The organism is Kribbella sp. NPDC003557 (genome assembly GCF_040610805.1).
Taxonomy (GTDB): domain Bacteria; phylum Actinomycetota; class Actinomycetes; order Propionibacteriales; family Kribbellaceae; genus Kribbella.
On the sequence record NZ_JBEXMY010000017.1, the window covers coordinates 39,307 to 64,055 of the forward strand.

The following is a 24,749-nucleotide window of genomic DNA, read 5'->3' on the forward strand; positions in this document are numbered from 1 at the left end:
CCGGAGCATAGCCAATACGGCGTCTCAGAGCCTAAAACAGTGTATTAGTAGCGATTGGCAACTACTGTGGGTCGGCGCCCGGGACGCTCTGTCCTGAAACGTAAGGACCACGGCGAGTCGCTTGGCTTGAGCTTGCGCAGAGCAGCCGGTCTCGCCACAATCGCGAGGGTCGAACTCCAGTGGGGGCGGGCCGGTGACTACCGGATCGGAGCTTCGACCTGCCGGGGCAGTAGTTCCGGCAGACGGCTTTCACCGCCTGGTCCGGTCCGGCGGAAGTCTGTCGGGGGGACCGCCGACGATCTGCCCGGTCGAGCGACCGGCCTGGACCTAGGAAGACTGTGAACAACACATCGGTGGACGCGCGGGGGCGCTTCAAGAACTCGCGCGTGATCGCGCTGCTCAGCAGTGCGGGCGCACTGGCACTTGCCGTGGGAGGTGTCACCCTCGCAACGGCGCCGTCGGCGTCCGCGGACGAGGTGACCGTGGTCCCGGGCAACCCCAAGTGCGCCGACCTGATCCCCGGCTCGACGGAAATCAAGTTCGACCCGCCGACCCCGGGCGCCAAGGAAGGAGCGGGCGTCACGGTCACGTGGGCGAAGACCGGCGACCTGATCAACTTCACGGCCACCGGCGGTACGGTGCTCGGCGCCATCATCAAGGGTGGCCCGAACGCGAACTTCTACGACTACCGTCCGGGCGGCACGATCGTCGGCGCGGGCCTGCACACGCCGGTCAACCCCAACAACGGCAAGTACTACGGGCTCAGCCACGTGAGCTTCTGCGTCGGACAGGGCACCACGCCGACGCCGACCCCGACGGACACCCCGACCACGACGCCGTCGGAGACGCCGAGCGAGACCCCGTCCGAGACGCCGAGCGAAACGCCTTCCGAGACGCCGTCGGAGACCCCCAGCGAGACTCCTTCGGAGACGCCGTCGGAAACTCCGAGCGAGACCCCCTCCGAGACGCCGAGCGAGACCCCGTCGGAGACCCCGAGCGAAACGCCATCCGAGACGCCGAGCGAGACCCCGTCGGAGACCCCGAGCGAGACGCCTTCGGAGACGCCGAGCGAAACCCCGAGCGAGACGCCGTCGGAGACCCCGAGCGAGACCCCCTCCGAGACGCCGAGCGAGACGCCTTCGGAGACGCCTGGCGAGACCCCGTCGGAGACGCCGAGTGCGTCGCCGTCTCAGAGCCCGTCGGCGACTGACACGCCGAGCACGCCGGGCGGGGTTCCGACCGCGATCGACGCGGGTCTGTCGGGTGGTTCGAAGAACATGTCGGCGCTCTCGAGCACCCAGGGCACCTGGGGCATCGCCCTGCTGTGCCTGGGCGGCGTGCTCCTGATCGCCGGTGCCGCGAAGACTCTGCAGCGTCGGGGTCAGCACTCTGCCTGACGCATCGCCGAAACGTCGCCGTCCCGGCCGCGCACGTCCATCTTGGTGGGCGATCGCGGCCGGGACGGCCGGCGTCGCACTGCTGGTGACCGGCGGATACCTCCAGTTCAGGCCCAAGGACGACGAGCAGCGTCCACAGGCCGGCGCAGGCTCGACATCGGCCACCAGCGCCCCTGGCACGTCGTCGAGCAGAACGGCGACCGCGCCGTCACAGTCGACCGGGTCCTCTCAGACACCGTCGAAGACGCCGCAGCAGAGCGCGCCGCCCCCGGAGGTCCGCAGTACGGCACGCCCGCAGCCCGGCGACCCGATCAGGGTCTCCGTGCCACGACTGGGCGTCTCGGCGCGGGTGCTGAGCATCCGGGCCCGCGGCGGCACGCTCGTACCGCCGTCGAATCCGCTGCTCGTCGGGTGGTGGTCCGACGGAGCCAGGCCGGGCGCCGCCAAGGGCTCGGCGATCATCACCGGCCACACCGTGCACACCGGGGGCGGCGCGTTCGACGACCTCGACCGCCTGACCGCTGGTGACACGGTCTCGGTGACGACGCGACGCGGTGCGCTCAGCTACGTGGTCACGACGGTCACGGTCTATCGCAAGCGGGCTCTCGCGAAGGCGGCGTCCAGGGTGTTCGACCAGTCGGTCCCCGGCCGCCTGGTCCTGGTCACCTGCGAGGACTGGGACGGTACGTCGTACCTCAGCAACGCCGTGGTGGTCGCCGTCCCCAAGACCTGACCCGTTGTCAGGCCACGTTGAACGTGTCGGGGTCGGGCCCGGTGCGTTCGTTGCGATCCAGCGTGCCGATCGTGGCCAGGTCGTCGTCGGTCAGGGTGAAGTCGAAGACGTCCAGGTTCTCGCGGATGCGGGACGGCGTGACCGACTTCGGGATGACGATGTTGCCGAGCTGCAGATGCCAGCGAAGGACGATCTGTGCCGGCGTGCGCTCGTACTGCTTGGCCAGCGTTTCGATGACCGGTTCCGACAGCAGCGTGCCGCCCTTGGCCAGCGGGCTCCAGGCCTCGGTGCGGACACCGAAGTCGCGCCCGTACGTGCGTACGTCGGCCTGCTGCAGGTACGGGTGGAGCTCGACCTGGTTCACCGCCGGGGTGATGCCGGAGAGCCGGTCCAGGTGGTCGGGCTGGAAGTTGGAGACGCCGATCGCGCGGACGCGGCCGTCGGCGTACAGCTTCTCCAGTGCGCGCCAGCTGTCGACGTACAGATCACGGGCCGGGGTGGGCCAGTGGATGAGGTACAGGTCCAGGTACTCCAGGCCGAGCAGCGACAGGCTCCGGTCGAACGCCCTCAGCGTCGAGTCGTAGCCCTGGTCCGCGTTCCACAGCTTGGTGGTGACGAACAGCTCGCTGCGGTCGATGCCGGATGCTGCGATCGCCTGCCCGACACCTGCCTCGTTCTGGTACGCCGCCGCGGTGTCGATGCTGCGGTACCCGGCCTCGAGCGCGTGTGTCACGGCGGTCGCCGTTTCGTCGTTCGGGACCTGGAAGACGCCGTACCCGAGCTGGGGCATCTCGACGCCGTTGTTGAGCTTCACGGTGGGGATCATCAGTGGCTTCCTTCAAGAACGAGTGCGGGGGTCTGGCTGGGGTGGCGGCGGTCCAGCAGGCCGGAGACGAGTGCGACGAGCAGACCGGTGACGGCCAGCGCGGCGCCGACCCAGTTGGGCGCTGTGTAGCCGAGACCGTGCTCGATGGTGAGTCCGCCGAGGTAAGCGCCAGCAGCGTTGCCGAGGTTGAAGGCGGCGATGTTGGCCGCGGACGCGAGTGCCGGAGCGCCGGTCGCCTTGTCCATCACGCGCTTCTGCAGCGGGGCGACCGTGGCGAAGCCGGCAGCGCCGAAGAGCGCGATCGTCACGGCAGACGGGAGCTTGGCGTGCGCGGTGAACACGAAGACGACCAGAACGGCGGCCAGTAGCGTCAGGATGAGGTACAGACTCGGCATCAGCGATCGGTCCGCTGCCTTACCTCCCAGCAGGTTGCCGACAACCAGCCCTCCGCCGAACAGCACCAGCAGCCAGGTCACAGCCCCGGCAGAGAAGCCCGCGACCTCGGTCATCATCGGTGCGATGTAGGTGAACGACGCGAACACGCCGGCGAACCCGAGCGCGGTCATGGCCAGTGCCAGCCACACCTGCAGGTTCTTGAACACCGCCAGCTCGCTGCGCAGCCCCGGCCCCTCCGTGGTGTCCTGCCGCGGCACCATGAACACGATGCCGAGCAGCCCGATCACACCGAGCGCGGTGACCGCCCAGAACGTCGACCGCCAGCCGAACTGCTGACCGAGCGCAGTCCCGCCCGGTACGCCGAGCACGTTGGCCACGGTCAGCCCGGTGAACATCAGGGCGATCGCACTGGCCTGCTTGGCCTTCGGGACGAGCGAGGCCGCGACCACGGAGCCGACGCCGAAGAACGCGCCGTGGGACAGCGCCGCCACGATCCGTCCGGTCATCAGGACGCCGTACGACGGGGCGAGCGCGGACAGCAGGTTCCCGGCGATGAAGACGCCCATCAGCGCGATCAGCACGGTCTTGCGGGAGACCTTGGAGCCGATGGCGGTGAGCAGCGGGGCGCCGACCACGACGCCCAACGCGTAGCCGGAGATGAGCAGTCCGGCGGACGGGATGCTGACGCCGAAGTCGGTGGCGACCTCGGGCAGCAGCCCCATGATGACGAACTCGGTGGTGCCGATGCCGAACGCACCGATGGCCAGTGCGAGCAGGGCCGCTGGCATGACGCTCCTTCGAATGTAGTCTGGTGACTATTACCGGCGTGCGCGATAGTTGCACACGCGGGCTATTGCGCAAGCGCTATGATTGCGCATGCAACGGTGAAGTTCAAGTGGAGGTGTCGTGGGACTACCGGATGACGCCGCGGAGGCGCGGGCGCAGGGGTGGCGAACCCTGGCGGCGCTGCACGCCCGGATCGAGGACGAGCTGGAGCGCGCGCTGCAGAAGCAGCACGGGCTGTCGGTGAGTGAGTACAGCGTGCTGGACGTGCTGGCGCGGCAGGACGACTACCACCTGCGGATGAACCAGCTGTCGAACGCTGTCGTGCTGAGTCAGTCCGCCACGACCCGGCTGGTGAACCGGTTGGAGGACCGCAAGCTGCTGCAGCGCTACCTGTGCCCGACCGACCGGCGTGGCATCTACACGGAAGTCACCCAGGCCGGCCGTGACCTGCTGGACCAGGCCCAGCCGACGCATGACGCCGTACTGACGTCCGCACTGCGGCAGGCCGCCGAGCTACCGGAGCTCTCCCCGCTGGTCGACGCGCTGGGGAAGCTCCCGCTGAAGGTGTGACATGGCTCGTCGCTACGACAACCGCAAGCTCTACATCCTGCTGATGGGCAGCTGCCTCACGCTGATCATCCTGGCCTGGTTCGTCGTCCGGTTCTTCTCGATCCCGGTGGCGATCGGAATGAGCGCGGTCGCCGCCGTCCTGCCCCCGACCGCTGTGATCATCGCGAACTGGGGTTACGACAAACGCTGACGGGCGTCCGCCGGCGTCGGGTCGAGGTAGAGGTGCCGCACCATCGGGAACGCCTCGCGGACCCTCTTGTCGATCCGCTCGGCGAGCTGCTCGACGGCGGCGCCGGTGGTCTCGGAATCGTCCAGGTCGACGGTCGCGACCACCAGCACCTGCTCCGGCGCGAGCCGCAGGCTGAGCAGCTCGGGGACCTCGTCGATGCCGGGCTCGCTCGCGATGATCGCGCGGATCTCGCGCTGGGTGTCGGTCGGCAGGGCGCGCCCGATCAGCATCGCCTTGTTGTCACGACCGAGCACGAACGCGACGACGATCAGCAGCAGCCCGATCGCGATCGACGCGGCGCCGTCCCAGAGGTGTTCGCCGGTGACGACCGCCAGCGTCACGCCGGTCGCGGCGATCAGCAGGCCGATCAACGCGGCCGAGTCCTCGAGTGCCACGGTCTTGACCGCGGGCTCGGCGCTGCGGAGCTGGTGCAGCAGCGGCACGCCGGCCGCCCGCGCCTCCTGCCGGAGCTGGAGCATCGCGCGCAGCCAGGACGCGCCCTCGAACACGAACGAGATCGCGAGCACCGGATAGATGACCGCGAGGGCGGCGATCGGCTCGGGTGCGAGGATCGACCGCAGGCCCTCGGTGATCGAGAAGCCGGCGCCGAGCACCAGGATGCCGACGGCGGCCAGCAGCGCCCAGAAGTACCGCTCCATCCCGTAGCCGAAGGGATGTCGCGTGTCGGCGGGCTTGCGGCTGCGGTGCAACGCGGTCAGCAGGAAGGCCTGGTTGAGCGTGTCGGCGACGGAGTGCGCCGCCTCGGCGAGCAGGGCGGTCGATCCCGAGAGCAGGCCCGCGACGGTCTTCGCGATCGCGATCGCGAGATTCGCCGTACCGGCCAGGAGGACTGTCGCGTCCGACTCTTTGTCAGGCATCACCTTCGCGTGCCCGGAGCCCGGCGGATCGAAACAGTACGTCGACGAAGGCGGCCGCGAGCGGATCCGGTTCGCCGCGTGTGTACGCCGTGAGGGTCCGGCGTACGGCGGGTTCCGGGTGCAGGACGTGACCGTCGAAGTCCTTCGGGAGGATGTTGTCGGGGACCAGCGCCGGGCCCAGACCAGCCGCTGCCAGCGCGGGCGCGGCGGCGGTCTGTTCGGTGCGTACGGCGATGCGCGGCTCGAAACCGGCTTGTGCACAGGCGTTGTCGAGGACGTCCGCGAGACCGTGCCCGGGTGCGTAGTGGACCCAGGCGCGGTCGGCCAGGTCCTGCAGCTTGACGGTGTCGCCGGTCGCCACGGGATCGTCGGCGGCGACCACGACGACGAGCTCCTCGGTGCCGAGAACGCGGGTGACACCGGGCCAGTCCGGCGGTTCGGGACCGACGGCGAGGTCGGCCTGGCCGGAGTGCATCGCGTCCACGAGTTCGTCGGTATGGCGGTGCTCGAACAGGCGGATGCCGACGTTCGGACGTGTCTGCCGCCACGCGCGGAGGGCAGCCGGCAGCACGCCCAAGGTGATCGAGTACAGCGTCGCGATCTGCAGCTCGCCGACCTCGAGTCCGGCAGCCTGTCGCGCAGCGCAGCGCGCCCGTTCCGCGTCGGCCAAGGTCGCGCGGGCATGGGGAAGCATCGCGCGGCCGGTCGGCGTCAGGCGGACGCTGCGGGGGAGCCGCTCCAGCAGCGGACCGCCGGCGGAGCGCTCGAGGGTGCGGATCTGGTGGGAGAGCGCGGGCTGGGTGACGTGCAGGAGCTCGGCGGCCCTCGTGAACGAGCCCTGGTCGACCACGGTGACGAGGTACTCGAGCTGCCTGAGCGTTGCCATGTCTTCAGTTTATGGCTTCGGTGAAAACTATGCCTTGGATTTATCCGCGCAGGTCAGCAAGGCTGTTCGGCATGGAGAACGTCGCGTTGGTGGTGGGTGCCCGAGGAGTCATCGGGACGAATCTGGTCGAGCATCTGGCGTCGCTGCCCGGGTGGCGGGTGATCGGGCTGTCGCGGCGCGGCGGGACCGACGTACCCGGCCGCGTGCGGCACGTCGGCGTTGATCTGCTGGACCCGGACGACACCCGGGACAAGCTGTCCGGGCTGACCGACGTGACGCACGTCTTCTACGTCGCGTACCAGGACCGCCCGACCTGGGCCGAGCTGGTCGCGCCGAATCTCGCGATGCTGGTGAACGTCGTCGACGCGATCGAACCGGTCGCCCGCGGGCTGCGGCACGTCAGCCTGATGCAGGGCTACAAGGTGTACGGCGCGCATCTCGGGCCGTTCAAGACGCCGGCGCGCGAGGACGATCCGCCGCATCTGCCGCCGGAGTTCAACGTCGACCAGCAGCGGTTCCTCGAGGAACGGCAGCACGGCAAGGCGTGGACCTGGTCGGCGCTGCGGCCTTCCGTGGTGGGCGGATCCGCGCTCGGCAACCCGATGAACCTCGCGGTCGCGATCGCCGTGTACGCGTCGCTGTCGAAGGAACTCGGCGTACCGCTGCGATTCCCGGGCAAACCCGGCGCGTACCACTCGCTGCTGGAGCTGACCGACGCCGGGTTGTTGGCCAAGGCAACGGTCTGGGCGGCGACCGCGCCGGCCGCGGCGAACCAGGCGTTCAACATCACGAACGGCGATCTGTTCCGCTGGAGCGAGTTGTGGCCGAAGCTCGGCGCCTGGTTCGGGATGGAGGTCGCGCCGCCGCTGCAGATGTCGCTGCAGGACGTGATGGCGGACAAGGAACCGGCCTGGAAACAGCTGCAGGCCACTCACGGGCTGGAGGCCGCGTCGTTCGCCGAGGTGTCGTCCTGGCCGTTCGCCGACTTCGTGTTCGGATGGGACTACGACTTCTTCGCCGACGCCTCGAAGTCGCGGCGCGCCGGGTTCCACGAGTACGTCGACACCGAGCAGATGTTCTACGGCATCTTCGCGGACCTGCGGCGGCGCCGGATCATTCCGTGACCGTTCCCGCCCGGGCGACGGATCCGCGGTTGCCGGCGGATGTGGCATGCTCCGGGCTGTGACGGCGATGGGTGCGGGAAAGCTGCTCGGGACGAACCTGCGGGCGCGGCGGGACGAGCAGGGCATCTCGCTGTCCGAACTCGCCCGGCGGTCCGGGATCGCGAAAGGTACGTTGTCGCAACTGGAGTCCGGTGCGGGCAACCCGACGATCGAGACAGTGTTCAGTTTGTCGAACGCTCTCGGTGTGCCGGTCTCGGCGTTGCTGGCCGACTCGCCGGCCTCGGACGTGGTGCTGGTGCGGTCCGCGGACGTCGACGTCCTGTCCGGGGATGCGATCGACCTCCGGATGCTGCGGCGGCTCGAGCACCCGGGCGGGCTGTTCGAGATCTACAACCAGGAGATCCGGCCGGACGCGGTCCAGCACTCCGACGGTCATCCGGGGACCGAGCATCACATCGTCCTGTCGGGATGCCTGCGGATCAACGCTCACGGGCAGAGCGCGGATCTGGGGCCGGGTGACTACCTGGCGTTCCGTGCCGCCGGGCCGCACTCGTACGAGGCGGTGGACGGGCCGGTGCGGTCGGTGCTGCTGCTGGAGTACCCGCCGGATGTGTACCCGGCTGCGGCCGGTGGTCCGCATCTGCCGGTGTAGCTGCCGGCTGGGTTCCGGGAAAGGTCCGGGTGAGGTCCGGTTGGGTGCATTGACCGGTCGCCGGGAGCGCGCGTAGGCTCGGTGTCGTTCATTTTAGCGAACGCCTTCCGAGGAGGTCCGTCATGCACCGGTCCGCGACACCCGATGTGGTGGTGGTCGGTGCGGGCATGGTCGGGGCGGCGTGCGCGGAGGCGCTGTCGGCGGCCGGGGTGCGTGTCCTCGTCATCGACCGCGACGGCCCGGCCGCGGGGACGACGGCGTCCGGCGAGGGCAACGTGCTGGTGTCGGACAAGGAGCCCGGGCCGGAGCTGGAGCTCGCCGTCGCGTCGCGCGCCGAGTGGGACGTCGTCCGCGGGCGGCTGCCCGAGCGGGTCGCCGACGTCGAGTGGGAGGCGAAGGGCGGCGTCGTGGTGGCGACCGGTGACCCGGAGCCGTTGACCGCGTTCGCGGCGAAGCAGCGGGAGGCGGGTGTCGTGGCGCGGGTGATCGAGCCCGCGGAGGTCTTCGAGCTCGAGCCACTGATCACGCCGCGGGTGACCGTCGGGGTGCACTACCCGGACGACGCCCAGGTGCAGCCGGTGCTGGCGGCGACGGCGTTGCTGGCGGCGGTTCGCGGGCGCGGCGGCGAGGTCAGATCGGGGGTCACCGCGCTCGGGATCCGGCAGTCACGAGGCCGGATCGTCGGCGTCGACACGTCCGACGGCGACATCGCCTGCGGGGCGGTGCTCAACGCGTGCGGGCCGTGGGCGGGCGCGTTCGCCGCGGCGGCCGGTGCGCCGATCGAGGTGTTGCCGCGGCGCGGGATGATCCTCGTGACGGCGCCGCTGCCGGAGTGCGTGCGCCACAAGGTGTACGACGCGGACTACGTCGGCGCGGTCGGCAGCGGCGACGCCGAGCTGCAGACCTCCACCGTGGTGGAGTCGACGCGCGCCGGGACAGTGCTGATCGGCTCGAGCCGCGAGCGGATCGGGTTCGACGACGCGATCCGGGTCCGGGTGCTGCGCGAGCTCGCGCGCAAGGCGATGGGTCTGTTCCCGTTCCTCGGCGATGTCCCGGTGATGCGGACGTACGGCGGCTTCCGGCCGTACGCGCCGGATCACCTGCCGGTCATCGGCCCGGACCCCCGCGTCCACGGCCTGTGGCACGCGACCGGCCACGAGGGCGCCGGCATCGGCCTCGCCCCGTCCACCGGCCGCCTCCTCACCGAACAGTTCCTCGGTCTGGACCCGCATCTCGACCCGTCGCCGTTCCGCGTCGACCGCCCGGCGGTGATCGCCGCATGACCGCCTTCCTGCGTCCTCAGTCCGGCGACCCTGCCGAGGTCGGTCCGTCGACCCCGGTCGACATCACGGTCGACGGCCAGCGGGTCGCAGCCCGGGCCGGCCAGACGATCGCCGCCGTACTACTTGCCAACGGCCAGGACACTTGGCGCACGACCCGCGTGCAAGACCGGCCCCGAGGAGTCTTCTGCGGCATCGGCGCCTGCCAAGACTGCTTGGTCACCGTCAACGGCCTACCCGACGTCCGAGCGTGCCAACGCACCATCACCCCCAACGACACCATCACCACCCAACAAGGCGCAGCCCTCCCCACGACAACGCCTTCCAACGCAACGGCTTCTGCCACGACGGCTTCTGCCACGACGGCTTCTGCCACAACGGCTTCTGCCACAGCGCCTTCCACCACGGCAGGCTCGGGTGTGGGGGCTTCTGGTGACGCGGTGGGGCGGGTGGCTGAGGTTGTGGTGGTTGGGGCGGGGCCGGCTGGGATCGCGGCGGCGGTTGCGGCTGCGGATGCGGGGGCCGGGGTGTTGCTGGTCGACAGCGGGCGGGCTGTTGGTGGGCAGTACAACCGGCAGTTGCCGGAGGAGTTCGCAGCTCAGCGGCCGGATCGCCTGCAGCACGAGTGGAAGGCGTTCGTGCGGCAGCGGGACCGGCTGCTGGATCACCCACGGATTACGTACCTTCCGGAGACTTCCATCTGGGCGGTGGAGGGTCTGCGGCTCTGGGCACAAACCGGTCCGGCGGACGCGAGCGGCCGGAAGCCGTTCGCCATCGACGCGAAGTCCGTAGTACTGGCTGCCGGTGCTTTCGATCGTGTGCTGCCGTTCCCTGGCTGGGATCTGCCGGGCGTGTATACGGCAGGTGCCGCCCAAGCGCTGGCGAAGGGGCAGCGGGTCGCCGTTGGCCGTCGCGTGCTGGTCGCCGGCACCGGCCCGTTCCTGCTGCCGGTCGCCGAGTCGTTGATCGGCGTCGGTGCCGACGTTGTCGAACTCCTCGAGGCCAACACGCTGACGACGGTCCGCAAGGGCTGGTCCACCGATCCTTTGGTTGCCCGCAGCAAGCTCCGCGAGGCCGTTGGGTACGGCGCGTTGCTCGCCCGCCATCGGATCCCGCTCCACCACGGCTGGACTGTGATCGCCGCCCACGGTACGAGCCACGTCGAGGCGGCGACGATCGTCCAGCTCACCAGCGATTGGCGCCCGATCCGCGGCACCGAGCGACGGGTGGACGTCGATGCGATCTGCGTAGGCTTCGGCTTCACCGCGAACCTGGAGCTCGCGGTGTCCGCATGCTGCACCATCACCACCGGCCCCGACGGTGGCCCGGCGGTCGCCGTGGACGCCAACCAACAGACCAGCACCTCCGGCGTCTTCGCAGCCGGCGAACTCACCGGCATCGGCGGCGCCGCCCTCTCCACCGCCGAGGGCACCCTCGCCGGCACCGCCGCAGCCCACCACGCCCAAACCACCATTCCGCTCCCACCCACCGCTGGCACACCTGCCGCTGGCGCACCCACGGCTAGCGCACCTGCTGCGGGGGTACCCGGCGTGGACCTACCCGGCGTGGACCTGCCCGGCGTGGACCTGCCCGGCGTGGACCTGCCCGGCGTGGACCTGCCCGGCGTGGACGTGTCCGGCGCGGGCCTGGCTGGCCCGGGGGTGTCGGGTCGTTCTCGGGGGGCCTCGGTTCGGCTGCCTGCGAGTGCGGTGGCGGCTGTTGTCAAGGGGCGGCGGTTTGCGGCTGCGTTGGCTCGGGCTTATCCGGTGCGGGACGGGTGGAAGAGCTGGAGTGACGCGGGGACGCTCGTCTGTAGGTGCGAGGAAGTGACGCGCGGGCAGCTCGAGGCCGCCGCTGACGAGCGAGGGCTGGAGGACGGGCGGGCGATGAAGTTGAGCAGCCGGGCGGGGCTCGGGCTGTGCCAGGGGCGGGTTTGCTCGCGCACCGTGGCTGCCCTGCTGGCCAAGCCGGGAGACGTACCGGAACCAAGCATGAAACGACCGATCGCCGTACCAGTGAGGCTGCGGGATCTGGCGGCGGCCGAGGTCGCGCCATCACCGGAAACCAGGGAGGAACCATGAGCGAGAAGTTGGACGGCGTGATCGTCGCGACCGCACTGCCGTACGCCGAGGACGCGTCGGCGCCGGCAGGGCTGCGTCCCGACCTCGACAAGTACGCCGAGCACTGCCGCTGGCTGGTCGACAACGGCTGCCGCGGCGTCGGGCCGAACGGCTCGCTCGGCGAGTACTCGTCGCTCACCGACGACGAGCGCCGGGCCGTGGCGAAGACCGCGATCGAGGCCGTCGGCGACGACGGTGTCGTGGTCGTCGGCGTCCACGGCGTCGGCTCGCACCAGGCCCGCGCCTGGGCGGAGAAGGCGGCCGAGGACGGTGCGGACGGCGTGCTCTGCCTGCCGCCGACCATGTACCGGGCGAACCGGGGCGAGGTGATCGCGCACTTCACCGAGGTCGCGAAGGCCGGCCTGCCGGTGATGGTCTACAACAACCCGCTGGACACCAAGGTCGACCTGACGCCTGACCTGCTCGCCGAGATCGCGCAGATCGAGAACATCGTCGCGGTCAAGGAGTTCTCCGGTGACGTCCGACGGATCCTCGAGATCCGCGAGCTGGCGCCTGATCTGGCCGTCATCGCCGGTGCCGACGACCTCACCCTCGAGGCGCTGCTGATGGGCGCGACCGGCTGGTTCGCCGGCTTCCCGAACGTGTTCCCCAAGGAATCGGTCCGGTTGTTCGAGCTCGCCACGCAGGGCAAGCTGGAGGAGGCCCGCGCGTTGTACGAGCCGCTGGTCGCGGCGTTCCGGTGGGACTCGCGCACCGAGTTCGTCCAGGCGATCAAGTACGGCATGGACTACGTCGGACGGTTCGGCGGACCCTGCCGGCCGCCGCGTGGACCGCTCGTCCCCGAGCACGTCGCGCAACTGGAGCAGGACATGAAGAAAGCAGTGGAGTCCCTGAAGTGAGGCAGTCATGAGGTCGGTCCGGACGATCAGCGCCATCGACTCGCACACCGAGGGCATGCCGACCCGCGTCGTCACCGGCGGGGTCGGCGTGGTGCCGGGCGCGACGATGGCGGAGCGCCGCGAGTACTTCATCAAGCACCTCGACGACCTGCGGCTGTTCCTGATGAACGAGCCGCGAGGTCACGCTGCGATGAGCGGGGCGATCCTGCAGCCGCCGACCCGGTCCGACGCGGACTGGGGTGTGCTGTACATCGAGGTCTCCGGTCTGCTCCCGATGTGCGGTCACGGGACGATCGGCGTGGCCACGGTGCTGGTCGAGTCCGGCATGGTCGAGGTGACGGAGCCACAGACGGTGGTCCGGCTGGACACGCCGGCCGGGCTGGTCGTCGTCGATGTTGCCGTGAGCAACGGTCGCGCCGAGCACGTGACGCTGCGCAACGTGCCGGCGTACTCGCACGCGCTGGACGCGTCGGTGGATGTGCCGGGGCTGGGCAAGGTCACCTACGACATGGCGTACGGCGGGAACTTCTACGCGATCCTGCCGCTCGAGCAGCTCGGCATCCCGTTCGACCGGGCGGAGAAGGACCGCATCCTGAAGGCCGGTCTGGACATCATGGACGCGATCAACGCCGCCGATCGTCCGGTGCATCCGCTCGACCCGGGGATCAACGGGTGCAAGCACGTGCAGTTCACCGCACCGGGTCTCGACGGCGCCGACTCGCGGAACGCGATGGCGATCCACCCGGGCTGGTTCGACCGTTCGCCGTGCGGGACGGGGACGTCGGCGCGGATGGCCCAGCTGCACGCCCGCGGCGAGCTGGCCCTCGGCGCCGACTTCGTCAACGAGTCGTTCATCGGGACGCGCTTCACCGGCCGCCTGATCGAGGAGACCACCGTCGGACCGCACCCTGCCGTCGTCCCGACAGTGACCGGCCGAGCCTGGATCACCGGAACGGCGAACTACCTGCTCGACCCCGACGACCCGTTCCCCACCGGCTTCGTGCTGTAGCCGCCCGGGGCCGGGTCAGCGGTGCAGCTGGGACTGCCAGTTGGTGGGAACTTTGCCGCCGGGGACGGGCTGTTCTTCGGGGCGGGCGGCCGGGGGCGCGAGGTCGGGGCCTTCGTAGTACTGGGACTCGCCGTAGTGCCAGAACCAGTCCTCGCCGGGCTCGAAGCTGCGGACGATCTGGTGGCCGGTCTCGGAGGCGTGGGCGGAAGCGTGCTGGGCGGGGGAGGAGTCACAGCAGCCGATGTGACCGCACTGCGCGCACCGGCGGAGGTGGAACCACCAGCCGTCGGCCTGCAGACACTCGACGCATCCGGTGCCGCTCGGGGGAACTGTGCTGTCGATGCCTGGCGTTCCAGAACTTTCCGTCATACCGGACATCCTCACCTGTCCCCGGCTCCCGGACAAGCAACGTCCGCGGTCACTCCGGCCAGGACGAGTTCTTGATGACGTCCACGAAATCGCCGCGGTGGAAACCCGGTACGAAGTGCTCGAGCACGTCGGCCTTCACGTTGCCGAAGGTGGTCGCGGGCCGGTCCTGGATGCCTTCGGTGAACGCCGCGAGGATCCGGTTCTTGAAATCGGGGCGCGGGTGGGCGGCGGTCACGGCAGCACGCTCGGCGTCCGTGACGGTGTCGTATCCGATGCCGAGGACATCGAGTTCGACGCCCCGGGTGACGAGGGCGATCTCGGCCGCCATGTGCAGCGGGATCTCAGGCGTGGTGTGCAGCGCGATCGCCGTCCACACCCGGTCGGCGGCGTCGGTGCCGATCCCGTGCTGCTGCAGGAAACGCCGCGCCTCGTCGGCGCCGTCGATCTCGAAGCGCTGGTCGGTCCGGCGGTAGCGCCCGGTCAGGCCGAGGTCGTGGAACATCGCGCCGACGTACAGCAGTTCCGGGTCGAACTCGAGACCCTGCGCCCGCCCGCGCAGCGATCCGAACAGGTAGACGCGGCGGGAGTGGTCGAAGAGCAGCGGCGACGCGGCGTCGCGGACGAGGTCGGTCGCCTCGCGGGCGAGCGCGCTGTCGGGCATCTGGATACCGGCGATGGTTTCGGTCATGCGTCCAGGTTCGCGGCCGGGGCTACGCTGGTGCCATGTCCAGATCGCCATGTAAACCACAGATTCGGACACGCCGGGTCGCGTTCGTGGTGTACGACGGGGTGACGCTGCTCGACGTGACCGGACCGCTCGAGGTCCTCCATCAGGCCAACCAGGTGACAGCCGGGCCGGATGGGCGCAGCGGGAGCTCCGCGGTGCGGTACGAGTCGGTGCTCGTGTCCGCGAGCGGCGGGCAGGTGACGACTGCCTCAGGTGTGGTGCTGGCCGGCGTGGTCCGTCCCGAGGAGGCCGGCGTGGTCGACACGGTCGTGGTCGCCGGGTCGGACGGCCTTGTCCACGCGATCCCGGACGAGGTGCTCCAGGTGACGGCAATGCTCGAGCGGGAGGCCGACCGAGTGGCGTCCGTGTGCAGCGGGGCCTTCGTACTGGCCGCGCTCGGAATGCTGGACGGACGGCGAGCGACCACGCACTGGCGGCATGCGGCGGCGATGGCGCGGCAGTACCCGAGGATCCAGCTCGTCCCGGACGCGCTGCACGTCACGGACGGCAGGTACCTGACCTCCGCCGGGATCAGCGCCGGCATCGACCTCACCCTCGCCGTGGTCGAAGCTGATCACGGCGCCGGGACGGCCCGGGCGGTGGCGCGTGAGCTCGTCGTGTTCATGCAGCGGCCCGGCGGCCAGTCGCAGTTCTCGACCGCGATGGCGACCCCGGCCGCGCGCACCGATCCGCTGCGGGCGATCGCCGACACCGTCGTCGCGGATCCGGCCGCCGACCACAGCCTGCCGAGCCTGGCCGCCGCGGCCGCGGTCAGCCCGCGGCACCTGACCCGGCTGTTCCAGAGCGAGTTCAACACGACGCCCGGCCGCTGGGTGGAGCGTGTGCGGCTGGACAGGGCCCAGCAGCTCCTGCTCGACGGCCACAGCATCACCACCGCAGCACGGCTCAGCGGACTCGGCAGCGACGAGACCCTGCGCCGGGCGTTCGCGCGGCACCTCGGCACGACACCCACGGAGTACCGCCGGCGCTTCCAAGCCGCACGATCCGTCGATGAAGAGGACAGAACCTGGCCGCTACCTTCGACAGACTCGAGGCATGAGCACACCAAGCGGTAAGTCGACGATCACGCCCTACATCGCGGCGAAGGGCGCGGACAGGTTCCTCGAGTTCGTCGAGCAGACCTTCGAGGTCCGGACGAGCGGACGGTTCCCGAACCAGGACGGTACGGTCGGCCACGCCGAGATCACGGTCGGCGAATCGGTCCTGATGACGTTCGACGCCGCACCCGACTGGCCGGACACCCCGAGCCTGTTGAGCGTGTACGTCGACGACGTCGAGCGCACCTACCAGCGGGCCCTCGACGCCGGCGCGACCGTGGTGACCGAGCTGATGTACTCCGGCATCACCGGCGACCGCGGCGGCCGGGTGAAGGACCCGGTCGGCAACATCTGGTGGCTGCAGACCCACGTCGAGGACGTCGACGAGAGCAAGGCCCGCGAACTCTTCGCGGACCCCGGCGAACTCGCCACGATGCGCATCGCCCAGGACACCTTCGCCGCCGAGATGCGCAGCCGCGTCAAGAACTGATCAGCCGCACGGCCTGCCCCGGGCGGACCTGGGCGCACGCGTCCAGGTCCGCGTCGGCGACGTACGCGATGACGGGATAGCCGCCGGTCACCGGATGGTCCGCGAGGAAGATCACCGGCGTACCGGACGGCGGGATCTGGATCGCGCCGCGGGCCATGCCCTCGCTCGCGAGTTCGCCCGTGCGGGCGCGTTCGAGCAGCTCGCCGTCGAGACGCACGCCGACGCGGTTGCTGTTGCTGCTCACCTGGTAGGTCTGCGCGACGAGCGACGCCCGGCCCGCATCGGTGAACCAGTCCCGGCGGGGCCCCGGCGTCACCCGCAGCACGACCTGCCCGCCCGGCGGATGCGCGACCGGAGCCAGGTCCACTCCGGGCATCGGCTCGACGGACGACCCGACCGGCAGCGTCTGGTTCGCCGTCAGCGGCGCGGGCCCGAGCCCGGACAGCAGGTCGGTGGATCGGGAGCCCAGAACCTCAGGTACGTCGATCCCGCCGCGGACGGCGACGTACGTACGCAGCCCGCTCGACGGCGGACCGAGCCGCACCACCTGACCGGCGCGGAGCGTGGCCGGTGCGTTGAGCGGTACGCCGGTGCACGGCGCGCCGGTGATCGCGACGACGAGGTCCTGGTCCGCGTGGAGCACCAGCCCGCCGTACGTGACCTCGACGGCGGCCGCGCCGACCGGATTGCCGACCAGCCGGTTCGCCAGCGCGTACGCGCCGCGGTCGCAGGCCCCCGAGGCCGGTACGCCGAGCGCCGCCTGGCCGGCCCGCCCCGCGTCCTGGATCGTTGCCAACGGCCCCGTTTCGAGTACGGTCAGGCTGCTCATCCACGACCCGCGTCGACGAACCGGACCCGGCGCCCGGGATGGAACAGTGCGGCCGGATCACGCCCGGAGTCGAAGATGCGCACCGGCGTCCGGCCGATCAGCTGCCAGCCGCCCGGCGACTCACGGGGATACACGCCGCTGAACTCCCCGGCCAGCGCGACCGCGCCCGTCGGCACCTTCGTCCGCGGCGACTCGCGCCGCGGGATGTCCCACGCGCCGGCGGACGTCAGGTACCCGAACCCGGGCGCGAACCCGCAGAACGCCACCGTCCACTCGTCGCTGGTGTGGCGCGCGACCACATCGGCCGCCGAGCAGCCGAGCAACCGTGCGACGTCCGGCAGATCCTCGCCGTCGTACACGACCGGGATCTCGATCAGGTCGCCCGCCGCCTGCCGCCCGTCGGTCGGCGTCACCGCCCGCAGTGCGCGGGACAGCGCGTCGAGGCTGCCCGATGTCGTGACCAGCACGGTCCGCGCCGCCGGTACGACGTCCACCACGTCCGCGGGTGGGTCCGCGGTCAGCGCCGCGTAGTACCCGAGCACCTCGTCGAGGTCGCCGAGCTCGACCAGCAGCGCCCGGTCACCCGACGGGAGGATCCGCATCAGCCGGTGAACGGGCGCACCGTGACGCCCGCTCCCTCCAGCGCGCCACGCACCCGGCGGGCGATGCCGACGGCGCCGGGGGTGTCGCCGTGGACGCAGATGGAGGCCGCGTCGACCACCAGCGCGCCACCCGTGACGTCCCGGATCGGCTGCCCGGTGGCCATCGCCGTACAGCGGGTCGCGATCTCGTCGGCGTCGTGGAGCACGGAACCGGACTCGCGCCGGGACACCAGCGTGCCGGCCGCGGTGTACGCGCGGTCGGCGAAGGCTTCGTGGATCGCGGTCAGACCGGCCTCGGCGGCGAGCCGGAGCCACTCGGATCCAGGCAGCCCGAGCACCGGAAGGGCCTTGTCGTAGTCCGCGACCGCAGCCACCACCGCGGCGGCCTGCTCGCTGTGGTGGCCGATCGTGTTGTAGAGCGCGCCGTGGGGTTTCACGTACCGGACCCGGTCGCCGGCGATCCGCGCGAACGCGTCCAGCGCGCCGAGCTGGTACACCACCTCGTCGCGCAGCGCGGACGGCTCGATGTCGACGAACCGGCGCCCGAACCCGGCCTTGTCGGCGTACCCGACGTGCGCGCCGATCGCGACACCGCGCTCGACTGCCTCGGCCGTCACCCGGCGCATGATCGACGGGTCGCCGGCGTGGAAGCCGCAGGCCACGTTCGCACTCGTCACGACCTCGAGCAGTGCCGAGTCGTCGCCCATCGCCCAGGGGCCGTAGCCCTCACCCATGTCCGCGTTGAGGTCCATGTGCCACCTCCTGGCCCCGAGCGTAGGGATTGTTGAACAATCCTGCAAGAGCATTGTTCCACTTTTCGATGCCACCTGGGATGATGCAGAGATGACCACGGGTGGGGAGGAGACCGGCCGGCAGGCATGGCTGCGGACCGTCGCCGCGGATGTCGCGCGGCTGGACCGGAGCAGCTCGGCCGAGCGGGCCGCGGACATCCTGCGCCGCAGTATCACCGAGGGTGCACTGCCGCCGGGAGCCCAGCTCTCCGAGGTCGAGCTGACCGAGGTCCTGGAGGTCAGCCGGAACACGCTGCGCGAGGCCTTCCGGCTGCTCACCCACGAGGGCCTGCTCGTCTACAAGTTGCATCGCGGCGTCTTCGTGCCGGAGCTGGACGAGCACGATGTGATCGACCTGTACCGGCTGCGTCGCGTCCTCGAGGTGGATGTCGTCCGCGGCCTGGCCGACCGTGATCCGGAGCTCCCGGCCGGCCGGCTCGAGCCGCTGCACGACGACGTCGAAGCGGCCGAGGCGGCGGCGAGCGCGGACCGCTGGCCCGCTGTCGGTACGGCGAACATGCGTTTCCACCAGCACCTGATCGGGCTTGCGGACAGTGCCCGGATGGACGCGATGACGGGTCGCCTGCTCGCGGAGCTGCGGCTCCTGTTCCACGTGATCGCGACCCCGCGCGAGCTGCACGAGCCGTACATCGAGCGCAACCGGGGACTGTTCGAGCTGCTCGAGGCCCGCAAGTACGAACAGGCCGCCGCCGACCTCCACCAGTACCTGCTCGACTCCGAGCAGGCGCTGATCGCCGCGTTCCGGGATAAGGGCTTGCGCGGGCCCGCGACAACCTGAGTTGATGAGCTGACACCGACAGCTGTAAAGGGGAGCTCAGCTCATGACCGATGACGCCCGGACCGACCAGACGCCGAAGTCCTACCGCCCGATCGACGCCAAGGGGTTCCGGGAGTTCATCTCCCGCGGCTGGGGGCCGGTGGACCGCTCGGTGACGGTGCCGGAAGGGCTCGCCGAGGCGGCCGCGGAGCATCGGCGCAAGCTCGCCGCCGCGCTGCCGGGACGCCGGATCGCGCTCGCGGCCGGCCGGGCGCCGGTGCGGTCGAACGACACCGACTACCAGTTCCGCGCGGACAGCGACTTCGTCTGGCTGACCGGCTGCCAGGCCGAGGGTGCGGTCCTGGTCATCTCCGGGGACGGCGACGCGACGCTCTACCTGCGCGAGACGGCCGGACCGGACGAGGCGGACTTCTTCGCGAACGCGCGCGACGGCGAGCTGTGGATCGGCCCGGTGCCGGGCCTGAAGGACTGGTCGGACGCGCTGCAGATCGCCTGCCGCCCGATCGAGGAACTGCCCGCGGCGGTGCGCGGCGCGGTCCCGTTCATGCTCTCGGTCCCGGGCGTCGAGCCGATGCTGGACGCGCTGGTGCGGACGTCGCCCACCGACGGCAACGCGTTGCGCCAGACGCTCGCCGAGCTGCGCCGGATCAAGGACGACTGGGAGCTCGACCAGCTGCGGGAAGCGGTCGCGGCCAGTGTGCTCGCGTTCGGTGACGTGGCGCGGGAGCTGCCGGAGGCGATCCGCGGCGGCGGCGAGCGCTGGCTGCAGGGCACCTTCGACCGCCGCGCGCGGACCGCGGGCAACGGCGTCGGCTACGCGTCGATCGTTGCTTCTGGCAAGCATGCCCCGGTGCTGCACTGGGTCCGCAACGACGGCCCGGTGAACGAGGGCGACGTGATCCTGCTGGACGCCGGCGTCGAGACCCGCACGCTCTACACCGCGGACGTGACCCGGACGTTCCCCGCCACCGGTGAGTACACCGCGGCGCAGCGGCAGGTGCACGACCTGGTGTACAAGGCGCAGCTCGCGTCGCTCGAGGCCGTCAAGGTCGGAGCGCCGTACCGCGCGTTCCAGTACGAGGCGCTGCGGGTGCTGGCCGAGGGGCTGCGTGACTGGGGCCTGCTGGATGCCTCGATCGACGAGTTGCTCGGCCCGGACGGCCAGCAGCACCGGCGGTACATCGTCTGCGGGACCGGGCACTACATCGGCCTCGACGTGCACGACTGCGACGCGTCCCGGCCGGAGGCGTACTTCGCCGGCACCATCGAGGCCGGGATGGCGCTCGCGGTCGAGCCGGGCCTGTACTTCCACCCGAACGACGAGACCGTCCCGCCGGAGCTGCGCGGGATCGGCATCCGGATCGAGGACAACGTCGTGGTCCACTCCGACCGGCTCGAGATCCTCACCGAGGACCTGCCGATCACCACGGACGGTCTCGAGCAGTGGACCCGGTCGCACCTGGCAGCGAAGTAATCAAAATTACCGGTCACGGCCAGTAACGTTCGCGGCCGGGCCCCCGATGTAGAGGGCGGGGGGAGGGTCGAACCCGGCCAGGCGTGTGGGAGTGGGGGGCCTCTGATCACACGCCGGCCGGGTCGGCCCCGGACTGGGGGCCAAAAAGGGGGGACCCAGGAACCCTGGGTACGGGGGAGTTACATCATGAACCTGCGTGTGCGAGTAGTGAACTGCGGCAGCCGGCACTGGTACGCCGACATCGACGACGCCGACGATCCGCAGCCGGACGACCCGTTCTGGTACGTCGACAACTGCCGGTCCCAGTCACAGGCACTCGAGACGGCCTGCGCCGAGCTCCAGCTCCTGGCGCGACGGCTGGTCCGTGGGGACCAGCTCGACCGCGTGCTGGATGTGACCGGGATACCGGTCTGACGCAGGGCCCCGGGGCCGGGGCTGGTTGTGAGCGTCGGCCCCGGTTTCCAATCACCCGGCCGGGGGCACGGCTGGGCAACTGGTGCCGCGCTCCGGCACGTCCCGTGCGATCAGGTAGCTGTCGATCGCGCTCTGCATGCACGGGCTCTTCGTGTAGCTCCCGTGTCCCCAGCCTTGGTACGTGAGCAGCACGCCGTGCCGCCCGAGCTGACGCTCTACGCTCTGCGCCCACATGTACCCGGTGGCCGGGTCGTGGATCGCATTGGCGAGCAGCACTGGTGTCTTGAGTTCACGGACCTTCAGCCGGTGCTGCGGGTTGTCAGCCGGCGGTGAGCCGAGGCAGATCGACACGGCCATCAACTGACCGGGGTAGCGCAGGTCCTGGTTGTTCCGCGCGAGCCGCTGGAGGTGCCCGGCGTACTCGCGGTAGCTGCGCACCGGCAGGTTCCAGTCCTGGCAGAACACCGCCAGCGGGTACAGCCCGGTCTGCGTTGGCTTCGGGGGTGTGACTCCCGCCTTCAGCATCTCGGCGAGCGCGGCCCACTTCGGTTCGTACAGCATCCGGAACACCCCGAAGCTCAACGTGAACGGGTCCGGTGACTTGGCGAGCAGATCGGCCCACCGTGCGTGGATGTCGGTGCCGTGCAGGGCGCAGGTCGTGGTCGCGTCACACCACTTCACGAACTCGTCGAACGAGTCCTGTCCCGCGGCCGCCTGGTCGTCGAGGAACGCCTGGGTGGTGGCCGAGCTGTGGTCGCTCACACTCTCCAGCACCATCGCGCGGACCCGGCGCGGGTACGTCTCGGCGTACTGCGCTCCGAGCAGCGTCCCGTACGAGCTGCCGTGGAAGGAGATCGTCGACTCACCGAGAGCCCGCCGTACGGCGTCGACGTCGCGCACCGTCTGCCAGGTGTCGATGTGGTCGTACAACGGGCCGGTGTGTTCGCGGCAGTCCTTGGCGAGCGCCCGGTTGTAGCTGATCGTGGCGGTGAACTCGGCCGCGCTCCTGATGATCGGCGACGGCTGCTTGTCGAGCAGATCGACGGAGCACTTCACCGGGTTGCTGCGCGCGACACCGCGCGGGTCGAAGCTGACGATGTCGAACCGGTCCCGCAGGTCCTCGCTGAACCGGTCCATCCCGGTCTTCACCCGGTCGACACCCGAGTCCCCGGGCCCGCCCGGCCCGAACACGAGCACCCCGACCCGCTCGCCGGGCCCCTCGGCCTTCCTCCTGGCCAGGGCGAGGCCGAAGGTCGGTCCGCCCGGGTCCCGCCAGTCGACAGGAAGCCTGAGGGTGGCGCACTCCGAGCCCTTCACCTCCGCGGGGTCGTCTTTTCCTTCCGGTTGGCAGTCGGCCCACCGCAGCTGAGGGCTCGCTGCGGCGGTGGTGGTCAGCCCGGCGGCGGCCACGCCGATGAACAGCGCGCCGGCCACGGCGCGTCGGATGAACGTCATGCCGACGATCCTTCGGGCAATCGCTTGCTGACGGCATCGGGGACTCGCCCCGCGTGACCCCGATCACGACTTGGGGGGCTTGTTAGGGTCGGTCGTTGATGAGTACCAAACATGCGGTGTGGTTCCGGACGGTGGCGATCGCCGAGGCGGTCTCGTGGACCGGACTGCTGATCGGGATGCTGTTCAAGTACGTGCTGTCCGACAACGAGATCGGCGTCAAGATCTTCGGGCCGATCCACGGCGGCATTTTCGTCGTCTACGTGGTCACCGTGCTCGCCGTTCGCGGTCCGCTGCGCTGGTCGTGGCCGGTGACTCTGGCCGCGCTGGCGGCAAGCGTTCCTCCGCTGTTCACCTGGTTCTTCGAGATCTGGGCGGTCCGGACGGGCCGGATTGACGTTGGCGGGCAGACCGCCGTACCGTCCACAACGTCAGTCAACTCAACAGCCGCATGAACCCGTGCGGGAGAGACCCGGGCACGAACCGGGCGCCGTAGGAGCAACTCTCCCCAAGAATCTCTCAGGCACCTTCACCGCGCGGGCGAGGCACCTCTGGAAGGCATCCGCCTGACAGAGCGGGGAGGACACCAAACGGTCAACGGCGACCGGAAGGAACCTCCACACGATGGCGATCAGCGTCTTCGATCTGTTCAGTATCGGGATCGGCCCGTCGAGCTCCCACACCGTGGGACCGATGCGCGCCGCCCGCACGTTCGCGCTCGGCCTGGTCGATGACGGCCTGCTGGCCGCGACGACCAGGGTCGAGGCCCAGCTCTTCGGCTCGCTCGGCGCCACCGGCCACGGCCACGGCAGCAACAAGGCCGTCCTGCTCGGCCTCGAGGGCGCCGACCCGGAGACCGTGGTCACGCACTCGGTCGACGCCCGCGTCGAGACGATCCGCGAGTGCGGCCGGATCCTGCTGGCCGGCAGCCACGAGATCGCGTTCGACGAGAACACCGACCTGCTGATGCACCGCCGCAAGGCCCTGCCGTACCACCCGAACGGGATGATCTTCGTGGCCCGCGACGCGGCCGGCGCGGTGCTGCGCGAGCGCACCTACTACTCGGTCGGCGGCGGGTTCGTCGTGGACGAGAACGCCGCCGCGGGGGACCGGATCGTGCCGGACACGACTCCGCTGAAGTACCCGTTCACGACCGGTGCGGAGCTGCTCGACCGGTGCCGCGAGTCGCAGCTGACCATCAGCGAGGTGATGCTCGCGAACGAGCTCGCCTGGCGGACCGAGGACGAGGTCCGCGACGGCCTGCTGCACATCTGGCAGGTGATGCAGGACTGCGTCCGCGAGGGCTGCGAGACCGAGGGCATCCTGCCCGGCGGGCTCAAGGTGCCGCGCCGGGCGCACGCCCTGCACAAGAAGCTCAGCCAGGACCCGTGGTCGGTCGACCCGCTCAAGGTGATGGACTGGGTGAACCTGTTCGCGCTCGCGGTCAACGAGCAGAACGCCTCCGGCGGCCGGATCGTCACCGCCCCGACCAACGGTGCCGCCGGCATCATCCCCGCCGTGCTGCACTACTACCGGCGTTTCGTGCCCGGGGCGACCGAGGACGGCGTGGTGCGGTTCCTGCTGGCGGCCGGCGCGATCGGCGTGCTCTACAAGGAGAACGCGTCGATCTCCGGCGCCGAGGTCGGCTGCCAGGGCGAGGTCGGCTCCGCCTGCTCGATGGCCGCGGCCGGTCTCTGCGAGGTGCTCGGCGGCACGCCGCAGCAGGTCGAGAACGCCGCCGAGATCGCGATGGAGCACAACCTCGGCCTGACCTGCGACCCCGTCGGCGGGCTGGTGCAGATCCCGTGCATCGAGCGGAACGCGATGGCCTCGGTGAAGGCGATCAACGCGGCCCGGATGGCGATGCACGGCGACGGCGTGCACGTGGTCACCCTCGACAAGGTCATCAAGACCATGCGCGAGACCGGCGCGGACATGAAGATCAAGTACAAGGAGACGTCCCGCGGCGGCCTCGCCGTCAACGTCATCGAGTGCTGA

The 24,749-nt window shown here is 70.4% G+C and carries 27 protein-coding genes and 1 riboswitch; of the genes, 17 read left to right on the forward strand and 10 right to left on the reverse strand.

Translation table 11 applies throughout. The annotated features are described in order from the left end of the window. Window positions 1-338 precede the first annotated feature (338 nt). Together ABZW60_RS40935 and ABZW60_RS40940 are read left to right on the forward strand one after the other, a co-directional pair. A complete protein-coding gene (locus tag ABZW60_RS40935; RefSeq protein WP_355486070.1) occupies window positions 339-1,397 on the forward strand; it encodes a hypothetical protein in 1,059 nt (352 codons plus the stop codon). An 85-nt stretch (window positions 1,398-1,482) separates the two neighbouring features. Further along, window positions 1,483-2,130, forward strand: coding sequence for a sortase (locus ABZW60_RS40940; protein WP_355486071.1), 648 nt, complete (start codon window positions 1,483-1,485; stop codon window positions 2,128-2,130). Window positions 2,131-2,137: 7 nt separating this feature from the next. Here ABZW60_RS40940 and ABZW60_RS40945 read toward each other — a convergent pair whose 3' ends face one another. Together ABZW60_RS40945 and ABZW60_RS40950 are read right to left on the reverse strand one after the other, a co-directional pair. Further along, a complete protein-coding gene (locus ABZW60_RS40945; RefSeq protein WP_355486072.1) occupies window positions 2,138-2,956 on the reverse strand; it encodes an aldo/keto reductase in 819 nt (272 codons plus the stop codon). Then, entirely contained in the window at window positions 2,956-4,140 is a 1,185-nt protein-coding gene (locus ABZW60_RS40950) for an MFS transporter (RefSeq protein ID WP_355486073.1), read from the reverse strand. Before ABZW60_RS40950 ends, ABZW60_RS40945 begins: the two co-directional genes overlap by 1 nt. A gap of 118 nt (window positions 4,141-4,258) precedes the next feature. On the opposite strand from ABZW60_RS40950, the gene ABZW60_RS40955 reads away from it, so the two are divergent. Continuing rightward, complete coding sequence (locus ABZW60_RS40955; protein ID WP_355486074.1) at window positions 4,259-4,708, forward strand: MarR family transcriptional regulator; 450 nt, start codon at window positions 4,259-4,261, stop codon at window positions 4,706-4,708. 1 nt (window position 4,709) lies between these two features. Further along, entirely contained in the window at window positions 4,710-4,898 is a 189-nt protein-coding gene (locus tag ABZW60_RS40960) for a DUF3099 domain-containing protein (protein WP_355486075.1), read from the forward strand. Here ABZW60_RS40960 and ABZW60_RS40965 read toward each other — a convergent pair. Continuing rightward, window positions 4,883-5,815, reverse strand: coding sequence for a cation diffusion facilitator family transporter (locus tag ABZW60_RS40965; RefSeq protein WP_355486076.1), 933 nt, complete (start codon window positions 5,813-5,815; stop codon window positions 4,883-4,885). The two genes, ABZW60_RS40960 and ABZW60_RS40965, sit on opposite strands and share 16 nt — an antisense overlap. After that, a complete protein-coding gene (locus ABZW60_RS40970) occupies window positions 5,808-6,701 on the reverse strand; it encodes a LysR family transcriptional regulator (protein ID WP_355486077.1) in 894 nt (297 codons plus the stop codon). The genes ABZW60_RS40965 and ABZW60_RS40970 overlap by 8 nt, the downstream gene beginning before the upstream one ends. A 71-nt stretch (window positions 6,702-6,772) precedes the next feature. On the opposite strand from ABZW60_RS40970, the gene ABZW60_RS40975 reads away from it, so the two are divergent. From ABZW60_RS40975 to ABZW60_RS41000, 6 genes are all read left to right on the forward strand, one after another. Beyond that, a complete protein-coding gene (locus ABZW60_RS40975; protein WP_355486078.1) occupies window positions 6,773-7,825 on the forward strand; it encodes an SDR family oxidoreductase in 1,053 nt (350 codons plus the stop codon). A 46-nt stretch (window positions 7,826-7,871) separates the two neighbouring features. Continuing rightward, window positions 7,872-8,477: an XRE family transcriptional regulator gene (locus tag ABZW60_RS40980; protein WP_355486079.1), complete on the forward strand. Its 606-nt coding sequence runs from the start codon at window positions 7,872-7,874 to the stop codon at window positions 8,475-8,477. Between the two features lie 122 nt (window positions 8,478-8,599). Further along, window positions 8,600-9,760 carry an FAD-binding oxidoreductase gene (locus ABZW60_RS40985; RefSeq protein WP_355486080.1) on the forward strand — a complete coding sequence of 387 codons (1,161 nt, stop codon included), beginning with the start codon at window positions 8,600-8,602 and terminating at the stop codon, window positions 9,758-9,760. Next, window positions 9,757-11,838, forward strand: a complete 2,082-nt coding sequence (locus ABZW60_RS40990) for a 2Fe-2S iron-sulfur cluster-binding protein (protein WP_355486081.1) — start codon at window positions 9,757-9,759, stop codon at window positions 11,836-11,838. Before ABZW60_RS40985 ends, ABZW60_RS40990 begins: the two co-directional genes overlap by 4 nt. Continuing rightward, window positions 11,835-12,737 (forward strand): dihydrodipicolinate synthase family protein, encoded by a 903-nt coding sequence (locus ABZW60_RS40995; protein WP_355486082.1) that lies wholly within the window; start codon window positions 11,835-11,837, stop codon window positions 12,735-12,737. The genes ABZW60_RS40990 and ABZW60_RS40995 overlap by 4 nt, the downstream gene beginning before the upstream one ends. 7 nt (window positions 12,738-12,744) lie before the next feature. Next, a complete protein-coding gene (locus ABZW60_RS41000) occupies window positions 12,745-13,746 on the forward strand; it encodes a proline racemase family protein (RefSeq protein WP_355486083.1) in 1,002 nt (333 codons plus the stop codon). A gap of 15 nt (window positions 13,747-13,761) precedes the next feature. On the opposite strand, the gene ABZW60_RS41005 is transcribed toward ABZW60_RS41000, so the two are convergent. Further along, window positions 13,762-14,115, reverse strand: coding sequence for a UBP-type zinc finger domain-containing protein (locus ABZW60_RS41005; protein ID WP_355486084.1), 354 nt, complete (start codon window positions 14,113-14,115; stop codon window positions 13,762-13,764). Window positions 14,116-14,164: 49 nt separating this feature from the next. Continuing rightward, window positions 14,165-14,803, reverse strand: a complete 639-nt coding sequence (locus ABZW60_RS41010) for an HD domain-containing protein (RefSeq protein WP_355486085.1) — start codon at window positions 14,801-14,803, stop codon at window positions 14,165-14,167. Between the two features lie 35 nt (window positions 14,804-14,838). Between ABZW60_RS41010 and ABZW60_RS41015 the strand changes: the two genes are divergently transcribed. Both ABZW60_RS41015 and ABZW60_RS41020 read left to right on the forward strand, forming a co-directional pair. Continuing rightward, entirely contained in the window at window positions 14,839-15,918 is a 1,080-nt protein-coding gene (locus ABZW60_RS41015; RefSeq protein ID WP_355486086.1) for a helix-turn-helix domain-containing protein, read from the forward strand. Then, on the forward strand, window positions 15,899-16,390 hold the full coding sequence (locus ABZW60_RS41020; RefSeq protein WP_355486087.1) for a VOC family protein: 492 nt from the start codon (window positions 15,899-15,901) through the stop codon (window positions 16,388-16,390). The genes ABZW60_RS41015 and ABZW60_RS41020 overlap by 20 nt, the downstream gene beginning before the upstream one ends. Here the strand turns inward: ABZW60_RS41020 and ABZW60_RS41025 are convergent. Genes ABZW60_RS41025 through ABZW60_RS41035 form a run of 3 tightly spaced genes read right to left on the reverse strand, consistent with a single transcriptional unit; the run spans window position 16,380 to window position 18,573 of the window. Next, window positions 16,380-17,219: a biotin-dependent carboxyltransferase family protein gene (locus tag ABZW60_RS41025; protein ID WP_355486088.1), complete on the reverse strand. Its 840-nt coding sequence runs from the start codon at window positions 17,217-17,219 to the stop codon at window positions 16,380-16,382. The genes ABZW60_RS41020 and ABZW60_RS41025 overlap by 11 nt on opposite strands. Then, window positions 17,216-17,821: an allophanate hydrolase subunit 1 gene (locus ABZW60_RS41030; RefSeq protein WP_355486089.1), complete on the reverse strand. Its 606-nt coding sequence runs from the start codon at window positions 17,819-17,821 to the stop codon at window positions 17,216-17,218. The genes ABZW60_RS41025 and ABZW60_RS41030 overlap by 4 nt, the downstream gene beginning before the upstream one ends. Continuing rightward, on the reverse strand, window positions 17,821-18,573 hold the full coding sequence (locus ABZW60_RS41035; RefSeq protein ID WP_355486090.1) for a 5-oxoprolinase subunit PxpA: 753 nt from the start codon (window positions 18,571-18,573) through the stop codon (window positions 17,821-17,823). The genes ABZW60_RS41030 and ABZW60_RS41035 overlap by 1 nt, the downstream gene beginning before the upstream one ends. A gap of 91 nt (window positions 18,574-18,664) precedes the next feature. Here ABZW60_RS41035 and ABZW60_RS41040 point away from each other — a divergent pair, with 91 nt between their 5' ends. The 3 genes from ABZW60_RS41040 (at window position 18,665) to ABZW60_RS41050 (ending at window position 21,299) form a co-directional block, all read left to right on the forward strand. Further along, window positions 18,665-19,411, forward strand: coding sequence for a GntR family transcriptional regulator (locus tag ABZW60_RS41040; protein WP_355486091.1), 747 nt, complete (start codon window positions 18,665-18,667; stop codon window positions 19,409-19,411). 43 nt (window positions 19,412-19,454) lie between these two features. Then, complete coding sequence (locus tag ABZW60_RS41045) at window positions 19,455-20,885, forward strand: aminopeptidase P family protein (RefSeq protein WP_355486092.1); 1,431 nt, start codon at window positions 19,455-19,457, stop codon at window positions 20,883-20,885. A 186-nt stretch (window positions 20,886-21,071) separates the two neighbouring features. Continuing rightward, a complete protein-coding gene (locus ABZW60_RS41050; RefSeq protein ID WP_355486093.1) occupies window positions 21,072-21,299 on the forward strand; it encodes a hypothetical protein in 228 nt (75 codons plus the stop codon). Between the two features lie 51 nt (window positions 21,300-21,350). On the opposite strand, the gene ABZW60_RS41055 is transcribed toward ABZW60_RS41050, so the two are convergent. Beyond that, window positions 21,351-22,754 (reverse strand): alpha/beta fold hydrolase, encoded by a 1,404-nt coding sequence (locus ABZW60_RS41055; RefSeq protein WP_355486094.1) that lies wholly within the window; start codon window positions 22,752-22,754, stop codon window positions 21,351-21,353. A gap of 98 nt (window positions 22,755-22,852) precedes the next feature. On the opposite strand from ABZW60_RS41055, the gene ABZW60_RS41060 reads away from it, so the two are divergent. Both ABZW60_RS41060 and ABZW60_RS41065 read left to right on the forward strand, forming a co-directional pair. Beyond that, window positions 22,853-23,206: a DUF3817 domain-containing protein gene (locus tag ABZW60_RS41060; RefSeq protein WP_355486095.1), complete on the forward strand. Its 354-nt coding sequence runs from the start codon at window positions 22,853-22,855 to the stop codon at window positions 23,204-23,206. Further along, window positions 23,204-23,296, forward strand: a riboswitch (glycine riboswitch). (Overlaps the previous gene by 3 nt.) A gap of 79 nt (window positions 23,297-23,375) precedes the next feature. Continuing rightward, window positions 23,376-24,749, forward strand: a complete 1,374-nt coding sequence (locus ABZW60_RS41065; protein WP_355486096.1) for an L-serine ammonia-lyase — start codon at window positions 23,376-23,378, stop codon at window positions 24,747-24,749.

Coding starts and splice junctions, on each gene's coding strand:
- ABZW60_RS40945 (WP_355486072.1), bottom strand. CDS start 2,956: ATGATCCCCACCGTGAAGCTCAACAACGGCGTCGAGATGCCCCAGCTC.
- ABZW60_RS40950 (WP_355486073.1), bottom strand. CDS start 4,140: ATGCCAGCGGCCCTGCTCGCACTGGCCATCGGTGCGTTCGGCATCGGC.
- ABZW60_RS40960 (WP_355486075.1), top strand. CDS start 4,710: ATGGCTCGTCGCTACGACAACCGCAAGCTCTACATCCTGCTGATGGGC.
- ABZW60_RS40965 (WP_355486076.1), bottom strand. CDS start 5,815: ATGCCTGACAAAGAGTCGGACGCGACAGTCCTCCTGGCCGGTACGGCG.
- ABZW60_RS40970 (WP_355486077.1), bottom strand. CDS start 6,701: ATGGCAACGCTCAGGCAGCTCGAGTACCTCGTCACCGTGGTCGACCAG.
- ABZW60_RS40975 (WP_355486078.1), top strand. CDS start 6,773: ATGGAGAACGTCGCGTTGGTGGTGGGTGCCCGAGGAGTCATCGGGACG.
- ABZW60_RS40980 (WP_355486079.1), top strand. CDS start 7,872: ATGCTCCGGGCTGTGACGGCGATGGGTGCGGGAAAGCTGCTCGGGACG.
- ABZW60_RS40985 (WP_355486080.1), top strand. CDS start 8,600: ATGCACCGGTCCGCGACACCCGATGTGGTGGTGGTCGGTGCGGGCATG.
- ABZW60_RS40990 (WP_355486081.1), top strand. CDS start 9,757: ATGACCGCCTTCCTGCGTCCTCAGTCCGGCGACCCTGCCGAGGTCGGT.
- ABZW60_RS40995 (WP_355486082.1), top strand. CDS start 11,835: ATGAGCGAGAAGTTGGACGGCGTGATCGTCGCGACCGCACTGCCGTAC.
- ABZW60_RS41000 (WP_355486083.1), top strand. CDS start 12,745: ATGAGGTCGGTCCGGACGATCAGCGCCATCGACTCGCACACCGAGGGC.
- ABZW60_RS41005 (WP_355486084.1), bottom strand. CDS start 14,115: ATGACGGAAAGTTCTGGAACGCCAGGCATCGACAGCACAGTTCCCCCG.
- ABZW60_RS41010 (WP_355486085.1), bottom strand. CDS start 14,803: ATGACCGAAACCATCGCCGGTATCCAGATGCCCGACAGCGCGCTCGCC.
- ABZW60_RS41015 (WP_355486086.1), top strand. CDS start 14,839: ATGTCCAGATCGCCATGTAAACCACAGATTCGGACACGCCGGGTCGCG.
- ABZW60_RS41020 (WP_355486087.1), top strand. CDS start 15,899: ATGAGCACACCAAGCGGTAAGTCGACGATCACGCCCTACATCGCGGCG.
- ABZW60_RS41025 (WP_355486088.1), bottom strand. CDS start 17,219: ATGAGCAGCCTGACCGTACTCGAAACGGGGCCGTTGGCAACGATCCAG.
- ABZW60_RS41030 (WP_355486089.1), bottom strand. CDS start 17,821: ATGCGGATCCTCCCGTCGGGTGACCGGGCGCTGCTGGTCGAGCTCGGC.
- ABZW60_RS41035 (WP_355486090.1), bottom strand. CDS start 18,573: ATGGACCTCAACGCGGACATGGGTGAGGGCTACGGCCCCTGGGCGATG.
- ABZW60_RS41040 (WP_355486091.1), top strand. CDS start 18,665: ATGACCACGGGTGGGGAGGAGACCGGCCGGCAGGCATGGCTGCGGACC.
- ABZW60_RS41045 (WP_355486092.1), top strand. CDS start 19,455: ATGACCGATGACGCCCGGACCGACCAGACGCCGAAGTCCTACCGCCCG.
- ABZW60_RS41050 (WP_355486093.1), top strand. CDS start 21,072: ATGAACCTGCGTGTGCGAGTAGTGAACTGCGGCAGCCGGCACTGGTAC.
- ABZW60_RS41055 (WP_355486094.1), bottom strand. CDS start 22,754: ATGACGTTCATCCGACGCGCCGTGGCCGGCGCGCTGTTCATCGGCGTG.
- ABZW60_RS41060 (WP_355486095.1), top strand. CDS start 22,853: ATGAGTACCAAACATGCGGTGTGGTTCCGGACGGTGGCGATCGCCGAG.
- ABZW60_RS41065 (WP_355486096.1), top strand. CDS start 23,376: ATGGCGATCAGCGTCTTCGATCTGTTCAGTATCGGGATCGGCCCGTCG.